The 21966-nt window shown below is 67.4% G+C and carries 23 protein-coding genes; 14 read left to right on the top strand and 9 right to left on the bottom strand.

The annotated features are described in order from the left end of the window. Positions 1 to 116: 116 nt before the first annotated feature. Genes AGI3411_RS03395 through AGI3411_RS03380 form a run of 4 tightly spaced genes read left to right on the top strand, consistent with a single transcriptional unit; the run spans position 117 to position 3656 of the window. Positions 117 to 1046 (top strand): branched-chain amino acid ABC transporter permease, encoded by a 930-nt coding sequence (locus AGI3411_RS03395; protein WP_129526006.1) that lies wholly within the window; start codon positions 117 to 119, stop codon positions 1044 to 1046. Next, positions 1043 to 2131 (top strand): ABC transporter permease subunit, encoded by a 1089-nt coding sequence (locus AGI3411_RS03390; RefSeq protein WP_129526005.1) that lies wholly within the window; start codon positions 1043 to 1045, stop codon positions 2129 to 2131. The genes AGI3411_RS03395 and AGI3411_RS03390 overlap by 4 nt, the downstream gene beginning before the upstream one ends. Further along, positions 2128 to 2928, top strand: coding sequence for an ABC transporter ATP-binding protein (locus AGI3411_RS03385; RefSeq protein ID WP_129526004.1), 801 nt, complete (start codon positions 2128 to 2130; stop codon positions 2926 to 2928). Before AGI3411_RS03390 ends, AGI3411_RS03385 begins: the two co-directional genes overlap by 4 nt. After that, a complete protein-coding gene (locus AGI3411_RS03380) occupies positions 2925 to 3656 on the top strand; it encodes an ABC transporter ATP-binding protein (protein WP_129526003.1) in 732 nt (243 codons plus the stop codon). Before AGI3411_RS03385 ends, AGI3411_RS03380 begins: the two co-directional genes overlap by 4 nt. A 285-nt stretch (positions 3657 to 3941) precedes the next feature. On the opposite strand, the gene AGI3411_RS03375 is transcribed toward AGI3411_RS03380, so the two are convergent. From AGI3411_RS03375 to AGI3411_RS03365, 3 genes are read right to left on the bottom strand one after another with little or no spacing between them, the layout of a single operon-like run. Then, entirely contained in the window at positions 3942 to 5180 is a 1239-nt protein-coding gene (locus tag AGI3411_RS03375; protein ID WP_129526002.1) for a CaiB/BaiF CoA transferase family protein, read from the bottom strand. A 20-nt stretch (positions 5181 to 5200) separates the two neighbouring features. Further along, positions 5201 to 6001 (bottom strand): enoyl-CoA hydratase/isomerase family protein, encoded by an 801-nt coding sequence (locus AGI3411_RS03370; RefSeq protein ID WP_129526001.1) that lies wholly within the window; start codon positions 5999 to 6001, stop codon positions 5201 to 5203. A 42-nt stretch (positions 6002 to 6043) separates the two neighbouring features. Then, positions 6044 to 7039 carry a Bug family tripartite tricarboxylate transporter substrate binding protein gene (locus tag AGI3411_RS03365; protein WP_129526000.1) on the bottom strand — a complete coding sequence of 332 codons (996 nt, stop codon included), beginning with the start codon at positions 7037 to 7039 and terminating at the stop codon, positions 6044 to 6046. 130 nt (positions 7040 to 7169) lie between these two features. Here AGI3411_RS03365 and AGI3411_RS03360 point away from each other — a divergent pair, with 130 nt between their 5' ends. Then, positions 7170 to 7874 (top strand): GntR family transcriptional regulator, encoded by a 705-nt coding sequence (locus AGI3411_RS03360; RefSeq protein ID WP_129525999.1) that lies wholly within the window; start codon positions 7170 to 7172, stop codon positions 7872 to 7874. A gap of 29 nt (positions 7875 to 7903) precedes the next feature. Here AGI3411_RS03360 and AGI3411_RS03355 read toward each other — a convergent pair whose 3' ends face one another. Continuing rightward, entirely contained in the window at positions 7904 to 9187 is a 1284-nt protein-coding gene (locus AGI3411_RS03355; RefSeq protein ID WP_129525998.1) for an MFS transporter, read from the bottom strand. Between the two features lie 119 nt (positions 9188 to 9306). Between AGI3411_RS03355 and AGI3411_RS03350 the strand changes: the two genes are divergently transcribed. Further along, positions 9307 to 9897: a TetR/AcrR family transcriptional regulator gene (locus AGI3411_RS03350; protein WP_129525997.1), complete on the top strand. Its 591-nt coding sequence runs from the start codon at positions 9307 to 9309 to the stop codon at positions 9895 to 9897. Between the two features lie 174 nt (positions 9898 to 10071). Then, on the top strand, positions 10072 to 10293 hold the full coding sequence (locus AGI3411_RS03345; protein WP_129525996.1) for an XRE family transcriptional regulator: 222 nt from the start codon (positions 10072 to 10074) through the stop codon (positions 10291 to 10293). 60 nt (positions 10294 to 10353) lie between these two features. On the opposite strand, the gene AGI3411_RS03340 is transcribed toward AGI3411_RS03345, so the two are convergent. Continuing rightward, positions 10354 to 11643, bottom strand: a complete 1290-nt coding sequence (locus AGI3411_RS03340; protein ID WP_129525995.1) for an Nramp family divalent metal transporter — start codon at positions 11641 to 11643, stop codon at positions 10354 to 10356. A 131-nt stretch (positions 11644 to 11774) separates the two neighbouring features. After that, positions 11775 to 12200, bottom strand: a complete 426-nt coding sequence (locus AGI3411_RS03335) for an OsmC family protein (protein WP_129525994.1) — start codon at positions 12198 to 12200, stop codon at positions 11775 to 11777. Between the two features lie 264 nt (positions 12201 to 12464). Here AGI3411_RS03335 and AGI3411_RS03330 point away from each other — a divergent pair, with 264 nt between their 5' ends. The 6 genes from AGI3411_RS03330 to AGI3411_RS03305 all read left to right on the top strand — a co-directional run bounded on the left by AGI3411_RS03330 (position 12465) and on the right by AGI3411_RS03305 (position 18059). Further along, a complete protein-coding gene (locus tag AGI3411_RS03330) occupies positions 12465 to 13619 on the top strand; it encodes an ABC transporter substrate-binding protein (protein WP_129525993.1) in 1155 nt (384 codons plus the stop codon). Between the two features lie 188 nt (positions 13620 to 13807). Continuing rightward, the gene (gene ehuB / locus AGI3411_RS03325; protein ID WP_129525992.1) at positions 13808 to 14731 is read left to right on the top strand and encodes an ectoine/hydroxyectoine ABC transporter substrate-binding protein EhuB; all 924 of its coding nucleotides are present in this window, start codon (positions 13808 to 13810) and stop codon (positions 14729 to 14731) included. A 10-nt stretch (positions 14732 to 14741) separates the two neighbouring features. Continuing rightward, positions 14742 to 15395 carry an ectoine/hydroxyectoine ABC transporter permease subunit EhuC gene (gene ehuC / locus AGI3411_RS03320; protein WP_129525991.1) on the top strand — a complete coding sequence of 218 codons (654 nt, stop codon included), beginning with the start codon at positions 14742 to 14744 and terminating at the stop codon, positions 15393 to 15395. Then, entirely contained in the window at positions 15392 to 16063 is a 672-nt protein-coding gene (gene ehuD, locus AGI3411_RS03315; protein ID WP_129525990.1) for an ectoine/hydroxyectoine ABC transporter permease subunit EhuD, read from the top strand. The genes ehuC and ehuD overlap by 4 nt, the downstream gene beginning before the upstream one ends. Beyond that, positions 16060 to 16833, top strand: a complete 774-nt coding sequence (locus AGI3411_RS03310) for an amino acid ABC transporter ATP-binding protein (RefSeq protein ID WP_129525989.1) — start codon at positions 16060 to 16062, stop codon at positions 16831 to 16833. Before ehuD ends, AGI3411_RS03310 begins: the two co-directional genes overlap by 4 nt. Before the next feature lie 113 nt (positions 16834 to 16946). After that, positions 16947 to 18059 carry an NADH:flavin oxidoreductase/NADH oxidase gene (locus tag AGI3411_RS03305; RefSeq protein ID WP_129525988.1) on the top strand — a complete coding sequence of 371 codons (1113 nt, stop codon included), beginning with the start codon at positions 16947 to 16949 and terminating at the stop codon, positions 18057 to 18059. A 2-nt stretch (positions 18060 to 18061) separates the two neighbouring features. Here AGI3411_RS03305 and AGI3411_RS03300 read toward each other — a convergent pair whose 3' ends face one another. After that, a complete protein-coding gene (locus AGI3411_RS03300; RefSeq protein WP_244240239.1) occupies positions 18062 to 19162 on the bottom strand; it encodes a maleylacetate reductase in 1101 nt (366 codons plus the stop codon). Further along, a complete protein-coding gene (locus AGI3411_RS03295) occupies positions 19159 to 20151 on the bottom strand; it encodes a tripartite tricarboxylate transporter substrate binding protein (protein WP_129525987.1) in 993 nt (330 codons plus the stop codon). Before AGI3411_RS03295 ends, AGI3411_RS03300 begins: the two co-directional genes overlap by 4 nt. Before the next feature lie 154 nt (positions 20152 to 20305). On the opposite strand from AGI3411_RS03295, the gene AGI3411_RS03290 reads away from it, so the two are divergent. Beyond that, entirely contained in the window at positions 20306 to 21265 is a 960-nt protein-coding gene (locus AGI3411_RS03290; RefSeq protein WP_129525986.1) for a LysR family transcriptional regulator, read from the top strand. On the opposite strand, the gene AGI3411_RS03285 is transcribed toward AGI3411_RS03290, so the two are convergent. Beyond that, positions 21262 to 21912, bottom strand: coding sequence for a dUTPase (locus tag AGI3411_RS03285; protein ID WP_129526127.1), 651 nt, complete (start codon positions 21910 to 21912; stop codon positions 21262 to 21264). The genes AGI3411_RS03290 and AGI3411_RS03285 overlap by 4 nt on opposite strands. Between the last annotated feature and the right edge of the window lie 54 nt (positions 21913 to 21966).

The following is a 21966-nucleotide window of genomic DNA, read 5'->3' as shown; positions in this document are numbered from 1 at the left end:
GCCCGTTATGCAGCGCGTGCGCCGTCCGGCGTGCGCGAGGCGCGGCGGCGCGGCAGGCCCGAGGGCCGCCGCGGCGCGATACGCGCGAATTTTCCAGGCTTATTTCCGCGGCCCCTATGGATATCTTCATTCAACAACTGATTAACGGCGTCACGCTCGGCAGCGTGTACGCCCTGGTCGCCCTTGGCTACACCATGGTGTACGGCATCATCGGGCTGATCAACTTCGCGCATGGCGACGTCGTCATGATCGGGGCGATGGCGGCCACCACGGTCGCCATCTCGCTGGTCGGGGGCGACCCGGGCACGTCCGCCTTCGTGGTCCTGGGCGTCGGCCTGCTGGTCTCGGTGCCGCTGTGCATGGCGGTGGGCTGGACCGCCGAGCGCGTGGCCTACCGGCCGCTGCGCCGGGCGCCGCGGCTGGCCGCGCTGATCACGGCCATCGGCGTATCCATCATCCTGCAGAACGTGGCGATGATGGCCTGGGGCCGCAACTACCTGAACTTTCCGCAAGTGCTGTCGCCGCAGGTGTTCGAGATCGCCGGCGCGCGCATGAGCTCGCTGCAGATCGCCATCGTCGTGATCGCGGCGCTCATCATGGGCGGGCTGCTGGCCGTGGTGCACAAGACCCGCCTGGGCACCGCCATGCGCGCCACCGCGCAGAACCGCGAAGTGGCGGGGCTGATGGGCGTCAACATCAACACCGTCATTTCGGCTGCCTTCCTGATCGGCTCGGCGCTGGCCGCCGTGGCGGGCATGATGGTCGCTACGTATTACGGCGTTTCGCAATACACAATGGGCTTTATGCTCGGCCTGAAGGCATTCACCGCCGCGGTGCTGGGTGGCATCGGCAACCTGGTGGGCGCGATGGCCGGAGGCCTGCTGCTGGGCGTCATCGAATCCCTGGGCGCGGGCTACATCGGTGACTTGACCGGGGGCTTCCTCGGCAGCCACTACCAGGACGTGTTCGCCTTCTTCGTGCTGGTGCTGGTGCTGATCTTCCGTCCGTCCGGCCTGCTGGGCGAACGCGTGGGAGATCGCGCATGAGCGGGAAACTGAATAGCAGCGGGTTTTCCACCCGCAACCTGATCGGCATCGCGCTGATCGGCATCGTGCTCGCCATCCTGCCGTTCGTGATCGGCATGGCCGGCCAGAGCTGGGTGCGCATCCTGAACTTCGCCCTGCTGTATGTGATGCTGTCGCTGGGCCTGAACATCGTGGTGGGCTTCGCCGGCCTGCTGGACCTGGGCTACATCGCGTTCTACGCCGTGGGCGCCTATACCTGGGCGCTGCTGGCGTCGCCGCATTTCGGCCTGCACCTGCCGTTCTGGGCGATCCTGCCGATCGCCCTGGCCGTGGCCTGCCTGTTCGGCGTGCTGCTGGGCGCGCCGACGCTCAAGCTGCGAGGGGACTACCTGGCCATCGTGACGCTGGGTTTCGGAGAGATCATCCGCATCTTCCTGAACAACCTGAACGCGCCGGTGAACATCGCCAACGGGCCGCAGGGCATCAACCGCATCGACACGTTCAAGGTGGGCGAGTTCGCGTTCGGCCGCACGGAAAGCCTGCTGGGCTTCCGGGTGACGGGGCCCGAGAAGTACTACTACCTGCTGCTGGCGCTTACGTTGATCATCGTGCTGGTCTGCGTGCGCCTGCAGAATTCACGCATCGGCCGCGCCTGGGAAGCCATACGCGAAGACGAGATCGCCGCCAAGGCGATGGGCATCAACACCCGCAACATCAAGCTGCTGGCGTTCGCGATGGGTGCGTCCTTCGGCGGCGTGGCCGGCGCGCTGTTCGCATCGATGCAGGGCTTCGTTAGCCCCGAAAGCTTCTCGCTGATGGAATCCATCTCCATCCTGTGCATGGTGGTGCTGGGCGGCATGGGGCACATCCCGGGCGTGATCCTGGGCGCGCTGATCCTGGCCGCGCTGCCGGAATTCCTGCGCGCGGTGGTCGAACCCGTGCAGCAGATGGTGTTCGGCGCCGTGGTCCTGGACCCCGAAGGCATACGCATGCTGCTCTTCGGCCTGGCGATGGTGTGCGTGATGCTGTTCCGCCCCGCGGGCCTGTGGCCGTCGGCGGTGCGCAAGCGTGAGCTTGCGAGCAAGGCGCAAGGAGGCCCGGCATGAGCAAACTGCTGCAAGCCCAGGGATTGGGCAAGCGCTTCGGCGGCCTGCAGGCCTTGTCCGAGGTCAGCTTCGATATCGAGCAGGGCGAGATCTACGGCCTGATCGGCCCCAACGGCGCGGGCAAGACCACGCTGTTCAACGTGCTGACCGGCCTGTACATCCCGGAAGAGGGCTCCTGCACCTTCAACGGCGAATCGCTGTCCGGCAAGAAGCCGCACGAGGTCGCCTTTGCGGGCCTGGCGCGCACATTCCAGAACATACGCCTGTTCGCGAACCTGAGCGCCATCGAGAACGTCATGATCGGCCGCCATATGCGTACCCGCTCGGGCGTGTTCGGCGCGGTGCTGCGCACGCGGAGCACGCGCGCCGAAGAGGCCGCCACGGAAGCGCGCGCGCAGGAACTGCTGGAATATGTCGGCATCGGACACCGCGCCAACGACGTCGCGCGGTCGCTGCCCTACGGCGACCAGCGGCGCCTGGAGATTGCGCGCGCGCTGGCGACGGATCCCAAGCTGCTGGCGCTGGACGAGCCGGCGGCCGGCATGAACGCCTCTGAAACGGTGGTGCTGCGCAAGCTGATCGAAAAAATCCGCGGAGACGGCATTACGGTGCTGCTTATCGAGCACGACATGAAGCTGGTCATGGGGTTGTGCGACCGCGTGCTGGTGCTGGAGTACGGCAAGGTGTTGGCGATGGGCAAGCCCGCCCAGGTGCAGCGCGACCCGAAGGTTATCGAAGCGTATCTGGGCGCGGGCGCAGCCCAGGATCCGCTGATTCATCAGGAGCGCCCGGCATGACGGCAGCATCCCAACCCTTATTGGAATTGCGCGGCCTGCAGGTCGCCTATGGCGGCATCCGCGCCGTGCGCGGGATCGACCTGCGCGTGGACGAGGGCGAGCTGGTGTGCCTGATCGGCGCCAACGGCGCGGGCAAGAGCACCACTTTGCGCTCCATCTGCGGGCTGGTGCCGCTGGCCGGCGGCGAAGTGGTGTACGCCGGCCGCTCCATCGGCGGCGATAAATCGCACGAACTGGTGCGCCGCGGCCTGGTCATGGTGCCGGAAGGCCGGGGCATCTTCGGCCAGCTCACCATCGAGGAAAACCTCGCCATGGGCGGCTACGTGCGCCGCGACGCGGCGCAGGTCCGCCAGGACACGGACCGGGTCTTCACCCTGTTCCCGCGCCTGGCAGAACGCCGCAGGCAGGCGGCCGGAACCTTGTCCGGGGGCGAACAGCAGATGGTGGCGATGGGCCGGGCGATGATCGCGCGGCCCCGGCTGCTGCTGCTGGATGAACCTTCGATGGGGCTGGCGCCGCTGATGGTCGAGAAGGTCTTCGAGGTGGTCCGCACCATCGCCAGCGAAGGCGTCACGATCCTGCTGATCGAGCAGAATGCGCGCCTGGCGCTGGAAAACAGCCATCGCGGCTACGTGATGGAGTCCGGCGAGATCATCCTGTCCGGCGCGGCCGGCCAGATGCTGCACGACCCGAAGGTGCGCGCCGCCTATCTCGGCGAAACCGAGTAGGGGGTTAGGGGAGGGGCAGGGCTTCGAGCTTGCGGAGGTCTGGGTTCTTTAGCCGCCGAGGCTGCCCTGCGCCATTCCGATGCTCGCCCCATTGGGGCTGTGCTTCGGATGACTCCGGGGTCCTCGGCTGACGGCGGCCTTATGCGTTGGTTTTGGGCTCCATTCATGGGCAGATGCCGTGAGCCGGTGGCCGGGCGGAGGGAGCCGAAGCGCAGCCCCACTGGGGCCGAGCATCGGAATCCCGCAGTCCGGACGCCGGCGGCTCAAGAAGCCCACCCACACGTCCTACGCCGGAGCGCGCTCCGGATCCACGGCCGCGACCACGCCGGCCTCGATCAGCGCATCGATTTCCTGCTCGCCATAGCCGAACTCTCCCAGGATTGCGATGGTGTCTTCGCCCAGCCTGGGTGCGGCGCGATGGTACTGGGCGGGCGTGGCCGACAGCTTCACCGGCATGCCCACCGTGCGCACCTTGCCGGCGACCGGATGGTCCTGTTCCACCACCATGCCGCGCGCCAGCGTCTGCGGATGCGAAAGCGCCTGCGCGATGGAATGCACCGGCCCGGCGGGAACACCGGCGGCATCGAAGATGTCCAGCCATTCCTGCGCGCCGCGCGCCTCCAGGATCGCGGACATTTCCGCCACCAGTTCCTCGCGATTGTTCATGCGGTCGCGGTTGCGGGCGTAGCGCGGATCGTCCGCCCATTCCGGTTTGCCCAGTGCCTGCGCGATGCGCTGCCAGTTCTTCTCGTTGGCGCCGCCGATGATGATCCAGTCCGTGGCGGTGGGAAATGCCTGGTACGGCGCGCTGAGCACATGCGCCGAGCCGGTGGGGCCGGGCGAGACGCCGCTGCCGAAATAGATCGCGGCGTGCCAATACAGCTGCTGCAGACTGGCCTCGAGCAGCGAGGTTTCCACGATCTGGCCTTCGCCGGTGCGCTGCTTGTGCTGGTAAGCGGCCAGCACGCCGAAGGCGGCCAGCAGGCCGGCGTTGATGTCAGCCACGGAATTGCCGGTGCGCAGCGGCGGCCCACCGGGTTCGCCCGTGATCGCCATCAGGCCGGAAAAGCCCTGGGCCACGAGGTCGAAGCCGCCCTTGTCCGCGTAGGGGCCCGTGGTGCCGTAGCCCGACACCGCGCAATAGATCAGGCCGGGATTTTCGCGCCGCAGCGTGTCGTAGCCCAGTCCCAGCTTTTCCATCGTGCCCTTGCGGAAGTTTTCGGTCACTACGTCCGCGTCGCGGATCATGCGCAGCAGGACCTTTTTGCCTTCGGGATGCTTCAGGTCCAGGGCGATGGCGCGCTTGTTGCGGTTGAGCATGAGATAGGGCGCCGAGATCCCATTGATCTGGGGATCGCGGTATTGGCGCGAATCGTCGCCGCCGTCGAGCTTCTCGACCTTGATGACGTCGGCGCCCAGGTCGGCCAGCATCATGCCGCAGGTCGGGCCGGCCATGATCTGCGAAAGTTCGATCACGCGCATGCCGGCCAGGGCGCCGGCGGGGCGGTGGGTGTCATTGTGCATGAGGACTCCTAGCGCCGCGGTCAGCGGCCGTTGAATTGCGGCTTGGCCTTGGCCAGGAAGGCGCGGTAGCCCGCGCGGAAATCTTCGGTGTCGAAGCAGTCGAAGGCCTCGTCGCGGTCGGCGTCCGTCAGGGCCTTGCCGTTCACCAGGTTGCGGATGAATTGCTTGTGCCAGCGCGCGACCAGCGGTGCGCCGTCGGCGATGCGGCGGGCGGTGGCCCAGGCTTCTTCGGCCACCTTGGCGTCGGGCTCCACGCGGGTGACGACGCCCAGCCGCAAGGCCTGCGCCGCGTCGAAGATGCTGCCCTCAAGCAGCACCTGCAGCGCCACCGACGGGCCGACCAGGCGCACCAGCGGGGCCAGTTCCGAATACGACATCACCAGTCCGAGATTCTTGATCGGCACGCCGAACCGCGAGCTCTCGCCGCAGATGCGAATGTCCGCCAGGCTGGCGATCTCCAGGCCGCCGCCCACGCAGATGCCATGGATTTGCGCCACGACGGGATGCCGGCATCCGCCGATGGCCTCGATCGTCCGGCGCATGACGGCGCCGTATTCCACCGCTTGCCGCTTGTTGCTGCGAGCCGTCTCGAATTCGCCGATATCGTTGCCCGGCGAGAAGGCCTTTTCGCCGGCGCCGCGCAGCAGTACGCAGCGCACGCTGTCGTCGGCGTCCAGCTCCAGGAAGGTATCGCCCAGCAGGCGCCAGCTATCGATGGTGAAGGCGTTGAGCTTGTCCGGGCGGTTCAGCACCACGGTCACGATGTCGCCGTCGCGTTGGCGCAGGATGAGGGGGGAATCGGAAGAGAGGGGGGCGCTCATGGCGTTCCTTTGCTTGGGCGGGGGGCGGGCCCCCCGCGAGGTTTACTGTTTGGTCAGGCCCAGGCTGGCGGTGAGCTTTCCGTACTTGCTCCATTCGTCCTGCACGTAGGTGGCGAAGGCCGCGGGGTTCTGCGGACCGCCGCCCAGGTCCATGCCCTGGTCGGCCAGCTTGGCCTTGATCTCGGGGTCGGCCAGCGTCTGGCTCAGCGCGCGATCGAGCTTGTCCAGGACGGGCTTGGGCAGTTTGGCGGGGGCGAGCACCGCGTACCACTGCACGATGTCCAGGCCCTTGATGCCGGATTCGGCCAGCGTGGGCACGTCGGGCAGCCGCTTGCTGCGTTCCGGGCTGGTCACCGCCAGCGGCCGCAGCTTGCCGGCCTGGATCTGGTTGATGGCGCCGGGCAGGGTGTCGAAATTCAGGTCCACGCTGCCGCCCAGCAGGTCTGTCATCGCCTGGCCGCTGCCTTTGTAGGGCACGTGCTCCATGGTGACGCCCGCGATCTGCGAGAAGCGGGCCGCGCTCAGGTGCTGGGGGCTGCCCATGCCGGAAGAGGCGTACAGCAACTGCTTGGGCTTGGCGCGGGCATCGTCGACCAGGTTCTGCACGGTGGTGTAGCTGTGCTTGGAAGGGTTGACGACCAGCACGTTCGGTACGGAGCCGATGTAGCGCACCGCCGTGAAGTCCTTGATCGGGTCGACGTTGGATTGCACGACATAGGGTGCGGCGACCGTGGACTGCATATTCGCCAGCAGCAGGGTGTAGCCGTCCGGGTCGGCCTTGGCCACGTAGTCGGCCGCGATCAGGCCGGAGGCGCCGGGCTTGTTCTCGACCACGACCTGCTGGCCCAACAGCGTGGACAGCCGGGCGGACAGGATGCGGGCCGACACGTCGGTACCGCCGCCGGGCACGAAGCCGACGATGAGGCGTAGCGGCCGTTCCGGCCATTTCGATGCGTCCTGCGCCAGGGCGGGGCTGGCGGCGGCCAGGCCGGCGGTCAGCGCCAGGGCGCCGGCCCAGGCGCGAGCGTGCTTGTTCATGAGGGTGTCTCCTTGGTGGTGGGAAGCCTGCCCGCGTGTTGCTTGCTCTATGATGGGGTCAGGTTGGTATGCCTTTGGTGTTTGGTATACCAGATACAAAAATAGTCGAATTCACGAGTGCGAACAACTCATGGCTAACCCTGAAGTTCCGGAACAATCCGTCCCTGATTTGGCCATCCATCACCCGACGCTGCCGGCCGTGGTCGCCGAAAAATTGCGGCAGCTCATCATCGACGGCACGTTCAAGCCGGGCACGTGGCTGAACGAACGCGATCTGTGCGAACAGCTGAAGATTTCGCGTACGCCGCTGCGCGAGGCCTACCGGATGCTGGCCTCGGACGGCCTGGTGGCCTTGCAGCCCAAGCGGGGCGCGATGGTGATCGAGTTGTCGGCGGACGACGTCGAGAACATCTTCGATGTGCTGTCGGTGCTGGAAGGGCTATCGGTGCGCAGCGCCGCCGAACGCGCGACGGACGCCGAACTGGCGCACATCGCGCAATTGCACGCGCAAATGCGCGAGAACTACGAGAAGCGGGACATCCGCGCGTATTTCGCCGCCAGCATGGGCACGCACATCGCGATCAACCGCGCGGCGCACAACCCGGCGCTCACCCATGCCTATGACCGGCTGAACCTGCAGGTGCAGGCGTTGCGCTATAAGTCCAATTTCGATAGCGATGAATGGACGGCGGCAGTGGCCGACCATGAGGCCTTCGTGCAGGCGCTGATGCAGCGCGACGGCGAGCGCGCCGAGGCGCTGATCCGCAAGCACGTGGGCAGCAAGAAAGCCTACAACCTGCGCGGGCGGCATGCGGGAGCGCCCGGCGCATCCTGAGCGCTTCCCGCCGCCCGCAGGGGGCGCGTTCAGGCCGGCTGGGGTTCCACGCGCTTCCTGCCGATCATCAGCGCGATGACGGCGGCGATCAGGCCCGTTGCCCCCGAGATGACGAAGGCCATCAGGTAGCTGCCCTGGGCTTCGCGCACCGCGCCCGCCATCCAGGCGGCGCTCGCGGCGCCCAACTGATGGCCTGCCACGATCCAGCCGAACACGATGGAGGCGTCGCGTTCGCCGAATGCCTCGGTGGTCAGGCGCAGCGTGGGCGGCACCGTGGCGATCCAGTCCAGGCCGAAGAAAATGGCGAAGATCGACAGGCTGTAGAACGAAAAGTCGGAGTAGGGCAGGTAGATCAGCGACAGGCCCCGCAGCCCGTAGTAGACGAAGAGCAGCTTGCGGGGATCGTAGCGGTCCGTCAGCCACCCCGACGCCGTGGTGCCGATCAGGTCGAAGATGCCCATCAGCGCCAGCAGGCCCGCGGCCTGCACTTCGGGCATGCCGTGGTCGCCGCAAAGCGCGATCAGGTGCGTGCCGACGAGACCGTTGGTGGTGAAGCCGCAGACGAAGAAAGTGGCGAACAGATACCAGAACGTGCGGGTTTTCGAGGCGCGCGCCAGGGCGCCGAAGGTGGCCCCCAGCAAGCCGGTGCGCGGCGCGGCGGGGGCGGGCGCGGCGTGCGGGTCGCTGCCGAATGGGGTCAGCCCGACACTGGCGGGCCGGTCCGGCACCAGCCACCACGCCAGCGGCACCAGCGCCGCGGCTGCGGCCGCCACCGTCCACACCACCCGGGTCCAGTCGCCGGACGAAGCCAGTGCGGCCAGCGCGGGCAGGAATACCAGCGTGCCGGTCGCGGAACTGGCGGTCAGCAGACCCATCATGACGCCCCGATGGCGTGCGAACCAGCGGTTGACCACGGTGGCCCCCAGCACTACGGCGACCGCGCCGGAGCCGATTCCGGAGAACACGCCCCAGGTCAGGAGCAGGTGCCAGGATTCGGTCATGTAGGCGCTGGCGGCGCTGGACGCGGCCATCAGGGCCAGGGCGCCGATCAGCACGCGCCGCAAGCCGAAGCGTTCCATCGCCGCGGCCGCGAACGGCCCGACCATGCCGTACAGGAAAATGCCCACGGCGGCAGAGAATGAAATCGTGCTGCGGCTCCAGCCGAAGGCTTCTTCAAGCGGCACCAGCAGCACGCTGGGCGAGGACCGCAGCCCGGCCGACACCAGGAGGGACAGGAACACCACGGCGACAACGACAAAAGCGTACTTCTGGCCGGCGCGCCGGAACGGCATGGGAGGGTGGGCTATACTCATGTTACTGACCGGTACGTATGAAGGTTTGCGGATAGTACGTACCGGTCAGTAACATAGTCAAGCGCTTTTTTTGGCGCGCCCGTTCCGGACAGATTCGCTATCGGAAAAGGAGCCTACGCATGGCCAGCAAGACAGCCGCCGCCAAACCGCCGCTGGCGGCCGACCGCATCCGCAAGACCGCGCGGGAAATGTTCTACCGGGATGGCATCCGCGCCGTGGGGGTGGACGCCATCGTCAACGAAGCGGGGGTGACCAAGCCCAGCCTGTACCGCAGCTTTTCGTCCAAGGACGAACTGGCGGCCGCGTATTTGCGCGACTACGACGCCGAGTTCTGGGCCCGCTTCGATGCCGCCCGCGACGCGTACCCCGGCGATCCGCGGGCGCAGATCCTGGCCTATCTGTCCGGCCTGGGCGAGCGCGCGGTGCAAAGCGGCTACCGGGGCTGCGGTCTGACCAACGCGGCGGTCGAATATCCCGAGCCCGACCATCCCGCGCGGGTCGTGGCTGTGGCCCACAAAGTAGAACTGCGCCGCCGGCTGGCGGCGATGGCTGCGGAAATGGGCGCGGCCGATCCGGACGCGCTGGGGGACGGGTTGCTGCTGCTGCTGGAGGGCGCGTTCGTGTCCAGCCAGCTATTCGGGGAGGACGGGCCGGCAGGCCGCGTCGCGCAAATGGCCGACAGGCTGATCGACGCGCATCTCGTCCGCTGAAGCCTGCGCACCGGAACGGTGCAGGGGCTGCTGCTGGATGCACTGTTATTTGGCGTTTGTACCCATTGTGCAACGAACAAAAAAATGCTTGGAAATTTTTATTGCGGCGCAGCAAGCTCGGGTCTAAGATGAATTCGTGCTGTTCCACATCGCGCTTTTCTCAAGGAGAGAATCATGAGCGATACCGCATTGAAGAACGCCCGTATGTCGGATGACCTGGAGCGGTCCCTGATCCGCGATGCCATCAACGCGGAGGCCCTGTCCGGCCCGAACGGCCGCGGCGGCTGGCGGCGTCTGAAATCGCGCCTGGCCGCGCTGGGCGGCGCCGTGGGAGAAGTCCTGCACGACATGGACGCCGGCCGGCAGCAGCACCCGGTGGTCTCCGCCTACCACTAAGGCCAAAGCGCACAAGAAAACGCCAGCAGATGCTGGCGTTTTTCATGCGCGGCGCCGCCGTCACGCCACCATGTCGATCAACAGGTAGCCGTCCAGCGCCATGATGCACGCGGTCGCCGCCATGGCGGCCCAGGCCCACGCGCCGCGCAGGGCGTGCCGTCCCATCAGGTCCTTGCGGCGGGCGAGCGCCACCAGGGGGCCCAGCGCGAAAGGCAACGCCAGGCTCAGGACCACCTGGCTCAGGACCAGCAGCCCGTCCGGATCCTCCCCGCCCGTGAAAGCCAGCAGGCCGGCGGCTGCGCCGCCCGCCACCAGGCGCGTCGCCAGCGCGCGCCGGCGGTCGGACCAGCCGCGCCGGACCTGGAATCCATTGGACAGGATGCGGCCCGCCAGCACGCCCGTAAGCGTCGAGCTCTGCCCCGCGGCGTACAGCGCCACCGCGAAGACGACGGCCGCGCCGACGCCCAGCGTGCGGCCGAGGACCGCGTGGGCGTCGTCCAGGCTGGATACGATCATGCCGGAGCCCGACAGGGATGCCGCGGCCACGATCATGATGGCGGCGTTGATCAGCATGGCCACGCCCAGCGACACGATGGTGTCGTTGCGCGCCACGCGCATGGCAAGGCCGCGCGCGGCGGGCGGCAGTTGCTGCGCGCGCTGCGCGAGCGAGCCGGAATGTAGGTACAGATTGTGCGGCATGAGGGTCGCGCCCAGGATGCCCAGCGCGATCAGGAAGCCCTGCGGGTCGCGCAGCGCGTGGCCGGTCTGGGTGACGCCGCGGGCCACCTCGGTCCACGCCGGATTCGCCTTGAACAGCAGGAACACGAACGACATCGCGACGACCGACAGCAAGAGGGCGATGACGCGCTCCTGGCGGTCCGCGTTGCCGCGCGCGAACGCCAGCACGGCAAAGGTGCCGGCGCCGGTGACGGCGACTCCGGCAATCAGCGGCAGGCCGAAAAGCAGCCGCAAGGCGATGGCGCCGCCCACGAGTTCGGCTAAGGCGGTGGCCAGAATGGCGGCTTCACCGGCCAGCCAGGCCGCCTTGGACAGGCGGGGGGAGAGGTGGCGGGCCGTCAGCGTGGCCAGGTCCTCGCCGGTGACGAGCGCCAGGCGCGACACCAGGACCTGGAAGCCGAGGGCCAGGAAGGCGGACACGATCACGACCATCAGCAGGCCGTAACCGAAGCCGCTGCCGCCCGCGATGTCGGTGGCCCAGTTGCCCGGGTCGATGTACCCCACGGCCACGAGGAGGCCGGATCCGATCATGCGGCGCAGGTTGGCCGACACCTGGACGTCTTGCGCCAGGACGGCGTTGCCGCCCGATATCGCGTAGATGAAACGTGTCATGATCGCTCCTGAGAATGATTCTCATTGTCTTGGAGCGATCGCCAGCCGTCAAATTGATTTTGGGCAAGCCGGGGATAGGGCGGTCCAATGGCGCCGCCCCGGCAGGGGCGGGCCATGGGCCGGGCGTCCGGTCAGGACTTGAGCCTGGCCTCCATCGAGATCTTCGCGTTCAGCACTTTCGAGACGGGGCAGCCTTTTTCGGCCTTGCGCGCGGCCTCTTCGAAGGCCTGGGCGCTGGCGCCGGGAATGACGGCTTCCACGGTCAGGTGGACGGCTGTGATGGCAAAGCCGTCTTCCACTTTGTCCAGCGTGACTTCCGCCTTGGTGTCGAGGCTCTGGGCGACCATGCCCGCTTCGGCCAGGATATTGGACAGCGCCATGGTGAAGCAGCCGGCATGCGCGGCGCCCAGCAGTTCTTCGGGGTTGGTGCCCGGGGTGTCGCCGAAGCGGGTGTTGAAACCATAGGGCTGGTTTTTGAGCGCGCCGCTTTGCGTGGAGATCGTGCCCTTGCCGGTTTTCAGGTCGCCCGACCAGGCGGCGGTTGCGGTTTTCTTCATGCGAGACTCCTTTAAGGGCCCGCGCCCGTTGCGAGCGGGGCCGGTGGTGGGAGCGGGCCGCCGGCGGGCGGCGCGCGTTGCCTCGAAGGCATGGTCGATGATACGGCGGGCGCAGGCCGCCGGCGCGGAAAGCGAGCGGGCGCAACGGCAAGCCGATGTAACGGCGGGCCCGAATGCCGGTTTGCTTGCGGCGCGTCGAATCAGTGCGGCCTGGCATCAGGCAAAATAGCGGCATCCCCGTCAAATCCTCTGAGAACCGTAGTCATGTCTCTCGCTTTTCTCCGCTGCGCCTGCGTCGTCGCGCTGGCCGTTCCCGTCTTTTCCGCCCAGGCCGAAGTCGTCATCGGCGTGGACGTGTCCACGACCGGTCCGGCCGCCGCGATCGGCATCCAGACCAACAATGCGATCCGCCTGTGGCCCGCGACGCTGGGCGGCGAGCCGGCCCGCTACGTGGTGCTGGATGACGGCACCGACGTCAGCCGCGCAGTGAAGAACATGCGCAAGCTGACCTCCGAGGACAAGGTCGACGCCATCGTCGGGCCCAACACCACGGCGGCCGCGCTGGCAGGCCTGGACGTGCTGGCCGAGACCAAGACGCCCATGATTGCGCTGGCGGCTTCCAGCGTCATCGTCGAGCCGCTCTCGGACCCGAAGCGCGCCTGGGCCTTCAAAATGCCGCAGAACGATTCGCTGATGGCGACGGCGCTGGTCGAGGACATGAAAAAGAAGGGCCTGAAGAACGTGGCCTTCATCGGCTTTGCGGATTCTTACGGCGACAGCTGGTGGAAAGAGTTCAGCGCCGCCGCCGGATCGGACCTGAAAATCGTGGCGCAGGAGCGCTTCCAGCGCACCGATGCCTCGGTGGTGGGGCAGGTGTTGAAAGTCATCGCGGCCAAGCCGGACGCGGTGCTGATCGCCGGCGCGGGCACGCCTTCGGCCTTGCCGCAAAAGACGCTGCTGGAACGCGGCTACACCGGGGCCGTCTACCAGACCCATGGCATCGGCACGCTGGAATTCCTGCAAGTGGGCGGGGCGGACGTGGAGGGCACCCTGTTTCCCACGGGGCCCGGCGTGGTCGCCCGTGAGCTGCCGGACGACAATCCGGTCAAGAAGGTCGCCGTGGCGTTCGCCGACAAATACGAAGCCCAGTACGGCAAGCACACGCTGACGCAGTTCGCAGGGGATGCCTACGGGGCCTGGATGCTGCTGGATTCGGCCGTGGCCCGCGCACTCAAGACGGGCGCCAAGCCTGGCACGCCGGAATTCCGCGCGGCGCTGCGCGACGCGCTCGAGCACACCCGGGACCTGATCGTGCCCAATGGGGTATTGAACATTTCCAAGGACGACCACCAGGGCTTCGACGAGCGCGCCCGGGTCATGGGCATCGTCAAGAACGGCCGGTTCTCGTACGCGCAATAACCGGGCGGGCGAGGCGTCATGCGCGCCAACCCTCGGTAACGTGTCTTAACCTCCCATAGGGCGGGGAGAGCGGAAAGCAGGCTGCGGCCTGCTTTTTTTCGATCATATCATTAGTGCCGAAATGATTTAATGTCGTATCATTTTTAGTGAATCCATGTACCTAGAAATAAATTAGGGAGAAATCACCCATGAATCCGTCCTTGACCTTGATCCGATCCCGGCGCTTCCTGTTGGCGCTGAGCCTGGCCGTGTTGGCCGCATGTTCCGATTCGGGATCGGACAAGCCCGCTGCGGCCGCGGCGAACGCGCCCGCGGGCGGCGCCACCCTGGAAGCGGCCAAGGCGGCCGGCAAGATACGCATCGGCTACGCCAACGAGGCGCCTTTCGCCTATATGGACAGCAAGGAAGCCAAGGTCACGGGCGAGTCCGTGGAGATCGCCCGCGTGGTGCTCAAGCGCATGGGCATCAACGAGGTGGAGGGGGTGCTGACCGAGTTCGGCTCCCTGATCCCGGGCTTGCAGGCTAAGCGTTTCGACATCATCGCGGCCGGCATGTACGTGACGCCCGAACGCTGCCAGCAAGTCGCGTTTTCCGATCCCACCTATGGCGTGGGCCAGGCGTTCCTGGTCAAGCAGGGCAATCCCAAGAACCTGCACAGCTATGAAGACATCGTGAAGCATCCCGACGCCAAGCTGGGCGTGGTGGTGGGCGCGATCGAGGCCGAATACGCCTCCAAGTCCAAGGTGCCGCCCGGCCAGGTGGTGGTGTTTCCGGACGCGGTCAGCGCCTTGTCCGGCGTGCAGGCCGGACGCGCCGATGCGTATGCGGCCACCGCGCTCACGGTCAACGACCTGATGGGCAAGACCAGCCAGACCAGCGGCCTGGAGAAGGCCGAGCCTTTCACGGACCCGGTCATCGACGGCAAGAGCGTGCGCGGTTATGGGGCCTATGCGTTTCGCACCGACGACAAGGCTTTCGCCGACGCGTTCAACGCGGAGCTCGCCAAGTTCATCGGCACGGAAGAGCACCAGAAACTGGTAGCGCCTTTCGGCTTTACGCCGCAAGAACTGCCCAAGGGAGTCACCGCAGCCAAATTGTGCGCCGGCCAGTAAGGGGGCGCCGATGCAGCTGATATCGGAGCATTTCGCCGAGTTGGCGCCGCCGCTGCTCGAAGGCCTGGGGGTCACACTGCAGGTCATGGCGGGCGCCATGGTGCTGGCCATTCCGCTGGCGTTGGCCGCGGGCATCTGCCGCCTGTCGTCGCTGCGCCCCGTGCGCTGGATCGCGTCGATCTACGTGGAGGTATTCCGGGGCACGTCGGCGCTGGTGCAGCTTTTCTGGTTCTATTTCGTGCTGCCGCTGTTCGGGCTGCAACTGCCGGCTATGCTGGTGGGCATCGTGGTGCTGGCGCTGAACGCCGGCGCCTACGGCGCCGAGGTGGTGCGCGGCGCGATCCGCGCGGTGCCGCCCGGCCAGCGCGAGGCGGGCATCGCCCTGAACCTCACGCGCGGACAGATCATGCGCCGTATCGTCGTGCCGCAGGCCGTGCCGGCGATGCTGCCGCCCGCCGGCAACCTGCTGATCGAACTGTTGAAGAACACGGCGCTGGTGTCGCTGGTCACTATCACCGACCTGACGTTCCGGGGCCAGCTGCTGCGCAGCGAAACCCTGCGCACGACGGAAATCTTCACCTTGATGCTGCTGCTGTACTTCGCGGTGGCCTTGCTGATCACGGCCGGCGTGCGCCTGATTGAGCGGAGGGTCAGGGTCCGATGACACCGATATTCAATTGGTCTTTCGCGCTGGAAATCCTGCCGACCCTGGGCTCTGCGTTGATCGTCACGGTCCAGGCTACCCTGTTGGGCATGCTGGTGGCGGTCACGCTGGGCCTGGCGCTGGCGATGCTGCGGCGTTCGCGGCTGCACATCGTCTCGCTACCCGTTGCTTTCGTGATCGAGTTCGTGCGCAGCACCCCCTTGCTGGTGCAGATGTATTTCCTGTTCTACGTCCTGCCGCTGACCGGCGTGCAGATGTCGCCGCTGGCGACCGGCATCCTCGCGCTGGGGCTGCACTACGCCACGTATTGCGCGGAGGTCTACCGCGCGGGCATCGAGGCGGTGCCGCGCGGCCAATGGGAGGCCGCCACCGCGCTGAACCTGTCGCGCTGGCGCACCGCGATCGACGTGGTGCTGCCGCAGGCCATTCCTCCGGTGGTGCCGGCGCTGGGCAATTACCTGGTGGCCATGTTCAAGGACACGCCCCTGCTGTCCGCGATCACCGTGGTGGAGCTGCTGCAGCAAAGCAAGATGATCGGGTCCACGACCTTCCGGTACACCGAGCCCCTTACTCTCGTGGGGCTGCTGTTCCTGGCGCTGAGCCTGGTGGCCGCCTGGGGCGTGCGGGGCCTGGAGAGCCGCCTGCAACGATATGGAGGAAAGCGATGAGCGCCAGCAGCGTAAGCATCAAGAACCTGCGCAAGCAGTATGGAGACCTGGAGGTGCTGCGCGGCATCAACCTGGAGATTCCGGCCGGCCAGACCGTGGCGGTGATCGGGCCGTCGGGCTCGGGCAAGTCCACCTTGCTGCGCGTACTGATGACGCTGGACCGTCCCACCAGCGGCGACATCGAGATCGACGGCGTGCCGATGTGGCTGGACGCCCATGGCCGGCCCGCCGGCCCCAATTCGGCACACGTGCGGCAGGTGCGCGGCAAGATCGGCATGGTCTTCCAGCACTTCAATCTGTTCCCGCACATGACGGCGCTCGGCAATGCCATGGAAGCGCCGATGCGGGTGCTGGGCATGTCGCGCGCTCAGGCCCGGGAACGCGCGGCGGAGTATCTGGAGATGGTTGGCCTGGGCGACAAGCTGGACGTCTATCCCGCGCAGTTGTCGGGCGGACAGAAGCAGCGCGTGGGTATCGCGCGGGCGCTGGCCATGTGTCCCAGCATCATGCTGTTCGACGAAGTGACCTCGGCGCTGGACCCGGAACTGGTGGGCGGGATCCTGCAGATCCTGCGCGATCTGTCCGCCCGCCGCAGCATGACGATGATCATCGTGACCCACCAGATGAAGTTCGCCGAACGCAGCTCGGACCGCACCTTGTTCTTCGACGAGGGAAATATCGTCGAGGATGCGGAATCGTCCGTGCTGTTCAGCCAGCCCCAGGAGGCGCGCACGCGCCAATTCCTGGACTGCGTGATCGAAGGCCAATAGGCCACCCGGGCGGGCCCCGGCGGGGTTTGACCCTGCCGGGGGCGCTGGGATTCGCGCCGGGCGCCCGGTTCGGGCGCTATGCTGTGGCATCCAATGCCCCGGAGGCTTCCCGCATGACCCATCTTTTCAGCCCCTTATCGATCGGCAATCTCGAGCTGGCCAACCGCATCGTCATCGCGCCCATGTGCGAATACTCGGCGGAAGCGGGCCTGGCTACCGATTGGCACATGATCCACCTGGGGCACCTGGCGCTGTCGGGCGCCGCGCTGCTGTTCACCGAGGCCACGGCCGTGGAGCCGGACGGCCGCATCTCGCCGGGAGACCTCGGCCTGTGGTCCGATGACACCGAAAGGGCGCTGGGCCGGGTCGTGGACGCGGTGCGCCGCTATTCGCCCATCAAGCTGGGCATCCAGCTGGGCCATGCGGGGCGCAAGGCCTCCAGCGACGCGCCCTGGAACGGCGGCCAACTGGTGCTGGCCAGCGACGGCGGCTGGCAGGGCTGGGCGCCGTCGGCGATGCCGCACAACGCTGCCGAGCCCGCGCCCCATGCGCTGGACGAGGCCGGCCTCAAGCGCGTGCGCGAGGCTTTCGCCGACAGCGCCCGCCGCGCGGTCCGCCTGGGCTTCGACGCGATCGAACTGCATGCGGCGCACGGTTACCTGCTGCACCAGTTCCTGTCGCCGCTGGCGAACCGGCGCGACGACGCCTACGGCGGGTCGCTCGAGAACCGCATGCGCTTCCCCCTGGAAGTGTTCCAGGCGCTGCGCGAGGTCACGCCGCCGTCCGTGACGCTGGGCGTGCGCGTGTCCGCCACGGACTGGGTGGACGGCGGCTGGGACCTGGCGCAGACGCTGGTTTTCGCGCAGGCGCTGAAAGACCGCGGCTGTGAATTCATCGACGTATCCAGTGGCGGCGTGTCGTCGCAGCAGAAGATCCCCGTGGGGCCGAACTACCAGGTGCCCTTCGCCGACGAGATCAAGCGCAAGGTCGGCATGCCCACCATCACCGTGGGCCTGATCACCGAGGCGCAGCAGGCCGAAGACATCCTGGCACGGGGCGAGGCCGATATGGTCGCGCTGGCGCGCGGCATGCTGTACGACCCGCGCTGGCCGTGGCACGCCGCCGCGCAACTGGGCGGCCAGGTCGCCGCGCCGCGCCAGTACTGGCGCTCGCAGCCACGCGAGCATAAGGCCCTGTTCGGCGAAACGCGCTTCGGGCAACGCTGATCTTAGCTCCGCGGCCGCGTGCCGTCGTAGGCGTCCTGCAACAACGCCCGCAAGGCCTCGCGATCCAGCGGCCGCGGGTTCGGGTACGGGGTCCGCAGGGCGATATCGCATGCCCGGTCCAGGTCTTCCTCCCGCATGCCGATTTCGCGCAGGGCGGTGGGGGCGCCCAACGCATTGGCGAGATCGAACACACCTTGCGCGGCGTTGGGCACGCCCAGCGCCGCGGTAATGCGTTCCATGGCCCGGGGCGCCGCCGGCGCGTTGTAGGCGAGGGCTTGCGGCAGCACGATGGTGTGCGTTTCGGCGTGCGGCAGGTTGAAGCTGCCGCCCAAGGTGTGGCAGAGCTTGTGGTGCAAGGCCATGCCGACGCTGCCCAGCACGGTGCCGCAGAGCCAGGCGCCATAAAGCGCGTCGCCGCGCGCCGACCGCAATGCCTCATCGGCGGCGCCGCCGGCGATCACGGGCAGCGCGCGCGCCAACGCCCGGATGCCTTCCTGGGCCATCAGATCCATGATCGGATTGCCGTCGGACGCATACAGGCCTTCGGCCGCATGGGCGAGGGCATTGATGCCGCTCGTCACGCTCATGGCCGCCGGCAGGGACAGGCTTAGCTCGGGGTCGTAGATCACGCTGCGCGGCAGCACGCGGTCGTCCTTGCCCGTCTTTTTCAGGCCGGCTTCGGTGATGCCGTAGATGGGCGTCATCTCGGAGCCCGCGTAGGTGGTGGGTACTGCGATGACAGGCAGGCCCGAATCGAGGGCAATGGCCTTGCCCAGGCCGATGGTGGAGCCGCCGCCCACGGCGACGGCGCAATCGGCGCCGTGTTCGCGCGCCGCCTGCCGCGCCTGGCGTGCGATCTCGATGGGCACGTGCATCGCCGCCTGATCGAAGATGCCGGCGACGCGGGAGGCGCCGAGCAGCGAGGCGACCCGTTCCGCCTGGGCGCGCTGCGGCGGGGTGCAGAGCACCAGCGCGCGCCGCAGGCCCAGCGCATCGAGCTCGGCCGTCAGGCCGCGCAGGCTGCCCGGCCCGAAGACCACGCGCTGCGCGCGGCTGGTGTAGATGAAGGAAGACATGGCGTCCCTGTGGGGGGTGTCGGTCATTGCGTAACGATGCCTCGGCTCTTGATAAGCTGCCCCCAGCGTTCGGATTCGGTGCGCACGAGCGTGTTCATCTCCGTGCGGCCGCCGGCCACCACTTCGAAGCCCGCCGCGGTGATGCGCCCCGCCACGGCCGGATCGCGCAGGGTGTCGATCGTGGCGGCTTCCAGTTTTTCCAGCACCGCGGGGGGCGTCTGCGCCGGCGCCACCATCCCCACCCAGGAATAAATCTCGAACCCCGGATAGGTTTCCGCGATGGCGGGCACGTCCGGCAGGGCGGCCACGCGCTGGGGAGCGGTCACGGCCAGCGCGCGCAGCTTGCCGCTCTGGATATGCGGCAGCACCAGGGGGAGGCTGGCGATGATGGATTCCACATGGCCGCCCATCAGGTCGGAGAGGGCCGGGCCGCCGCCGCGGTACGGGGTATGGATGCCGCTGGTGCCCGCCGCCTGGTGGAACAGTTCGGCCGCCAGGTGGTTGGAACTGCCGGCGCCCACCGAGGCGAACGATACGCCGCCTTTCTTCGACGCCGCGACGTAGTCGGCCAGCGTCTGGTAGGGCCCGCTGCCCGTCACCGCCAGGACCATGGGCGAGCGCACCATGTATGCGACGCCGGTAAGGTCGCGTTCCGTTACGTAAGGCAGCTTGGGGTGGATGAGCTGTTCGGTGGCGTAGGAGTCGAACACCATTTCCACGGTGTAGCCGTCCGCCGCCGCCTTGGCCACCAGCGCCGTGCCGATGGTTCCGCCGGCCCCGCCGCGGTTATCGATGACCACCGGCTGGCCCAGCTTCTCCTGCAGCGATTGCTGCACCTGGCGGGCCATGTTGTCGACGGTGCCGCCCGCCGCGAACGGCACGACCACGGTGACGGGTTTGCTGGGAAAGGGCTGGGCCGCGGCGGGCGCCTGGCCGGCGGCCCAGACGGCAGCCGTCAGGACGGCGCCCGCAAGCAGGGCGGGGCGCTTGCGGCGAAATGCGGAAAACGGGGGCATGAGGTCTCCTGGGCGTGTCATCGTTATATCGGCTACTGGAATCGGGCGATTTTTGTGAAAATTGCCAAGATGCAGCCGTGCACGCTATCGTAAGTGCCAACGCCTCCAGGAAAGCTGGCGCCAAACGCCAAACTCTTTTGCGCTGCATGCACAGATGAAAACCGTCAAATTCGCCGAAAGCCTGTCGATCTTCGTGGACGTCGCCCGCGCGCAAAGTTTTTCCGAGGTGGCCCGGCGCCGGGGCATGGTGGCCTCGTCCGTGGCGCGGCAGATCGGGGCGCTGGAATCCGAGCTGCAGGTGCCGCTCTTTGTGCGTTCCACCCGTGCCCTCGTGCCCACCGAGGCTGGCGAGGTGCTTTACGAACGCGCCGTGAAGATCCTGCACGACATGACCGAGGCGCGCTCGGAGGTCATTTCGCTGGAACAGACCGTGCAGGGCCTGCTGCGCGTGAGCTGCCTGCCGGCCTTCGCGCGGCGCTACGTGGTGCCCATCCTGCAGCCGCTGGGCGAACGCCATCCGCAACTGCGGGTGGAGCTGGAATTGACCGAGCGCATGGTGGATCCGGTCGTGGAACGCATGGACGTGGTGGTGCGCGTGGGGCAGCAGCCCGACAGCAGCCTGATCGGCCAGCGCATCGGCAGCCATCGCTACCTTATCTGCGCCGCGCCGTCGTATCTGGAGCGCCACGGCGTGCCGCGCACGCTGGCGGACCTGTCGCGCCACCGCCTTATCGACCGGCGCCACAGCACCAGCGTGCGGGGCTGGCGCGAGCTGGGCGACGGCCAGTGGGCGCAGGACGCCAGGTTCGTGCTCGAATGCGATGATTGCGATGCGCGGCGGCATGCCGCGCTGGAGGGCCTGGGCATTGCGCTCATGCCCAATTGGTCGGCGGGCCCGGACATCGGCGCCGGCCGCCTGGTGCAGCTCGTGCTGCAGGACGCGAGCCCGTCGCCGGATAGCGGCATCTACCTATTGCGCGCCATGCCGCGCGCGAGCGCCCGCATACGCGCATTCACCGAGCAGCTGCGGCGGCAGGTGGGCTCGCCGCCCGTCTGGGACGTGGCTATCGATTCCGTGTCCCTGCCGGCCAGAGCCGAGGCGCGCAGGGCCTAGAGGCGAGCGTAGGCCTGTTCCAGCTGTTCCTGCAGCTGGTCGGCGAAGGCGGCCTGCGCGGGATCCAGCGCCGCCATCAGGCGGGCCAGCACGACGTTGTCTTCCTCGCCGTTCCAGATCTTGACGTAGGTGCCTTCCTTGTAGCCATGGCGCTGGCGGAAGATGTTCAGCACGTTCTTGGAAACGTACTGGGTGTAGGCGTCGTTCCAGCTCATCTCGCAAGCCGTCATGGTGCGTTCCAGCACCTTGAAGCTGGCGCGGCCGCACACCGCCAGGCCGCCGATCAGTTCCAGCAGCTCGGGCACGGTCAGCGCGTCCAGCGTGTAAACCTTGCCGTCCAGCGACACCGACGCGGGCGTCGCCAGGTCGGCGACCAGCGCTTCGGCGGCGCCGGCGGTGCTGCCGCCAGCCTGAACGATCGTGTGCGACAGGTAGAAGTGCAGGATGTCCACCAGTTCCATCTGGACCTGGGGCAGGTCGATGGTCTGCTTCTTCCACCATTTCCAGCCATGGTGCTCCAGCGCTTCGGCGGATTCGACGAAGGCGGCGCGCAGGAACCGGGCGCCGCCGTTGACCCAGTCCGGATTGATCATGGTGTTCAAGTGGTCCTGCAACTTGAGCATCGTGGCCGCCTGGGCCTGGTTCAATCCGACAACGTTATTCACTTTCACTCCGGGGTTCGTGGGGTCTTTGCGACTGCG

The sequence above is a fragment of the Achromobacter agilis genome (assembly GCF_900496965.1).
Lineage (GTDB): Bacteria > Pseudomonadota > Gammaproteobacteria > Burkholderiales > Burkholderiaceae_B > Achromobacter > Achromobacter agilis.
This window is presented reverse-complemented; position numbering and strand designations above follow the sequence as displayed.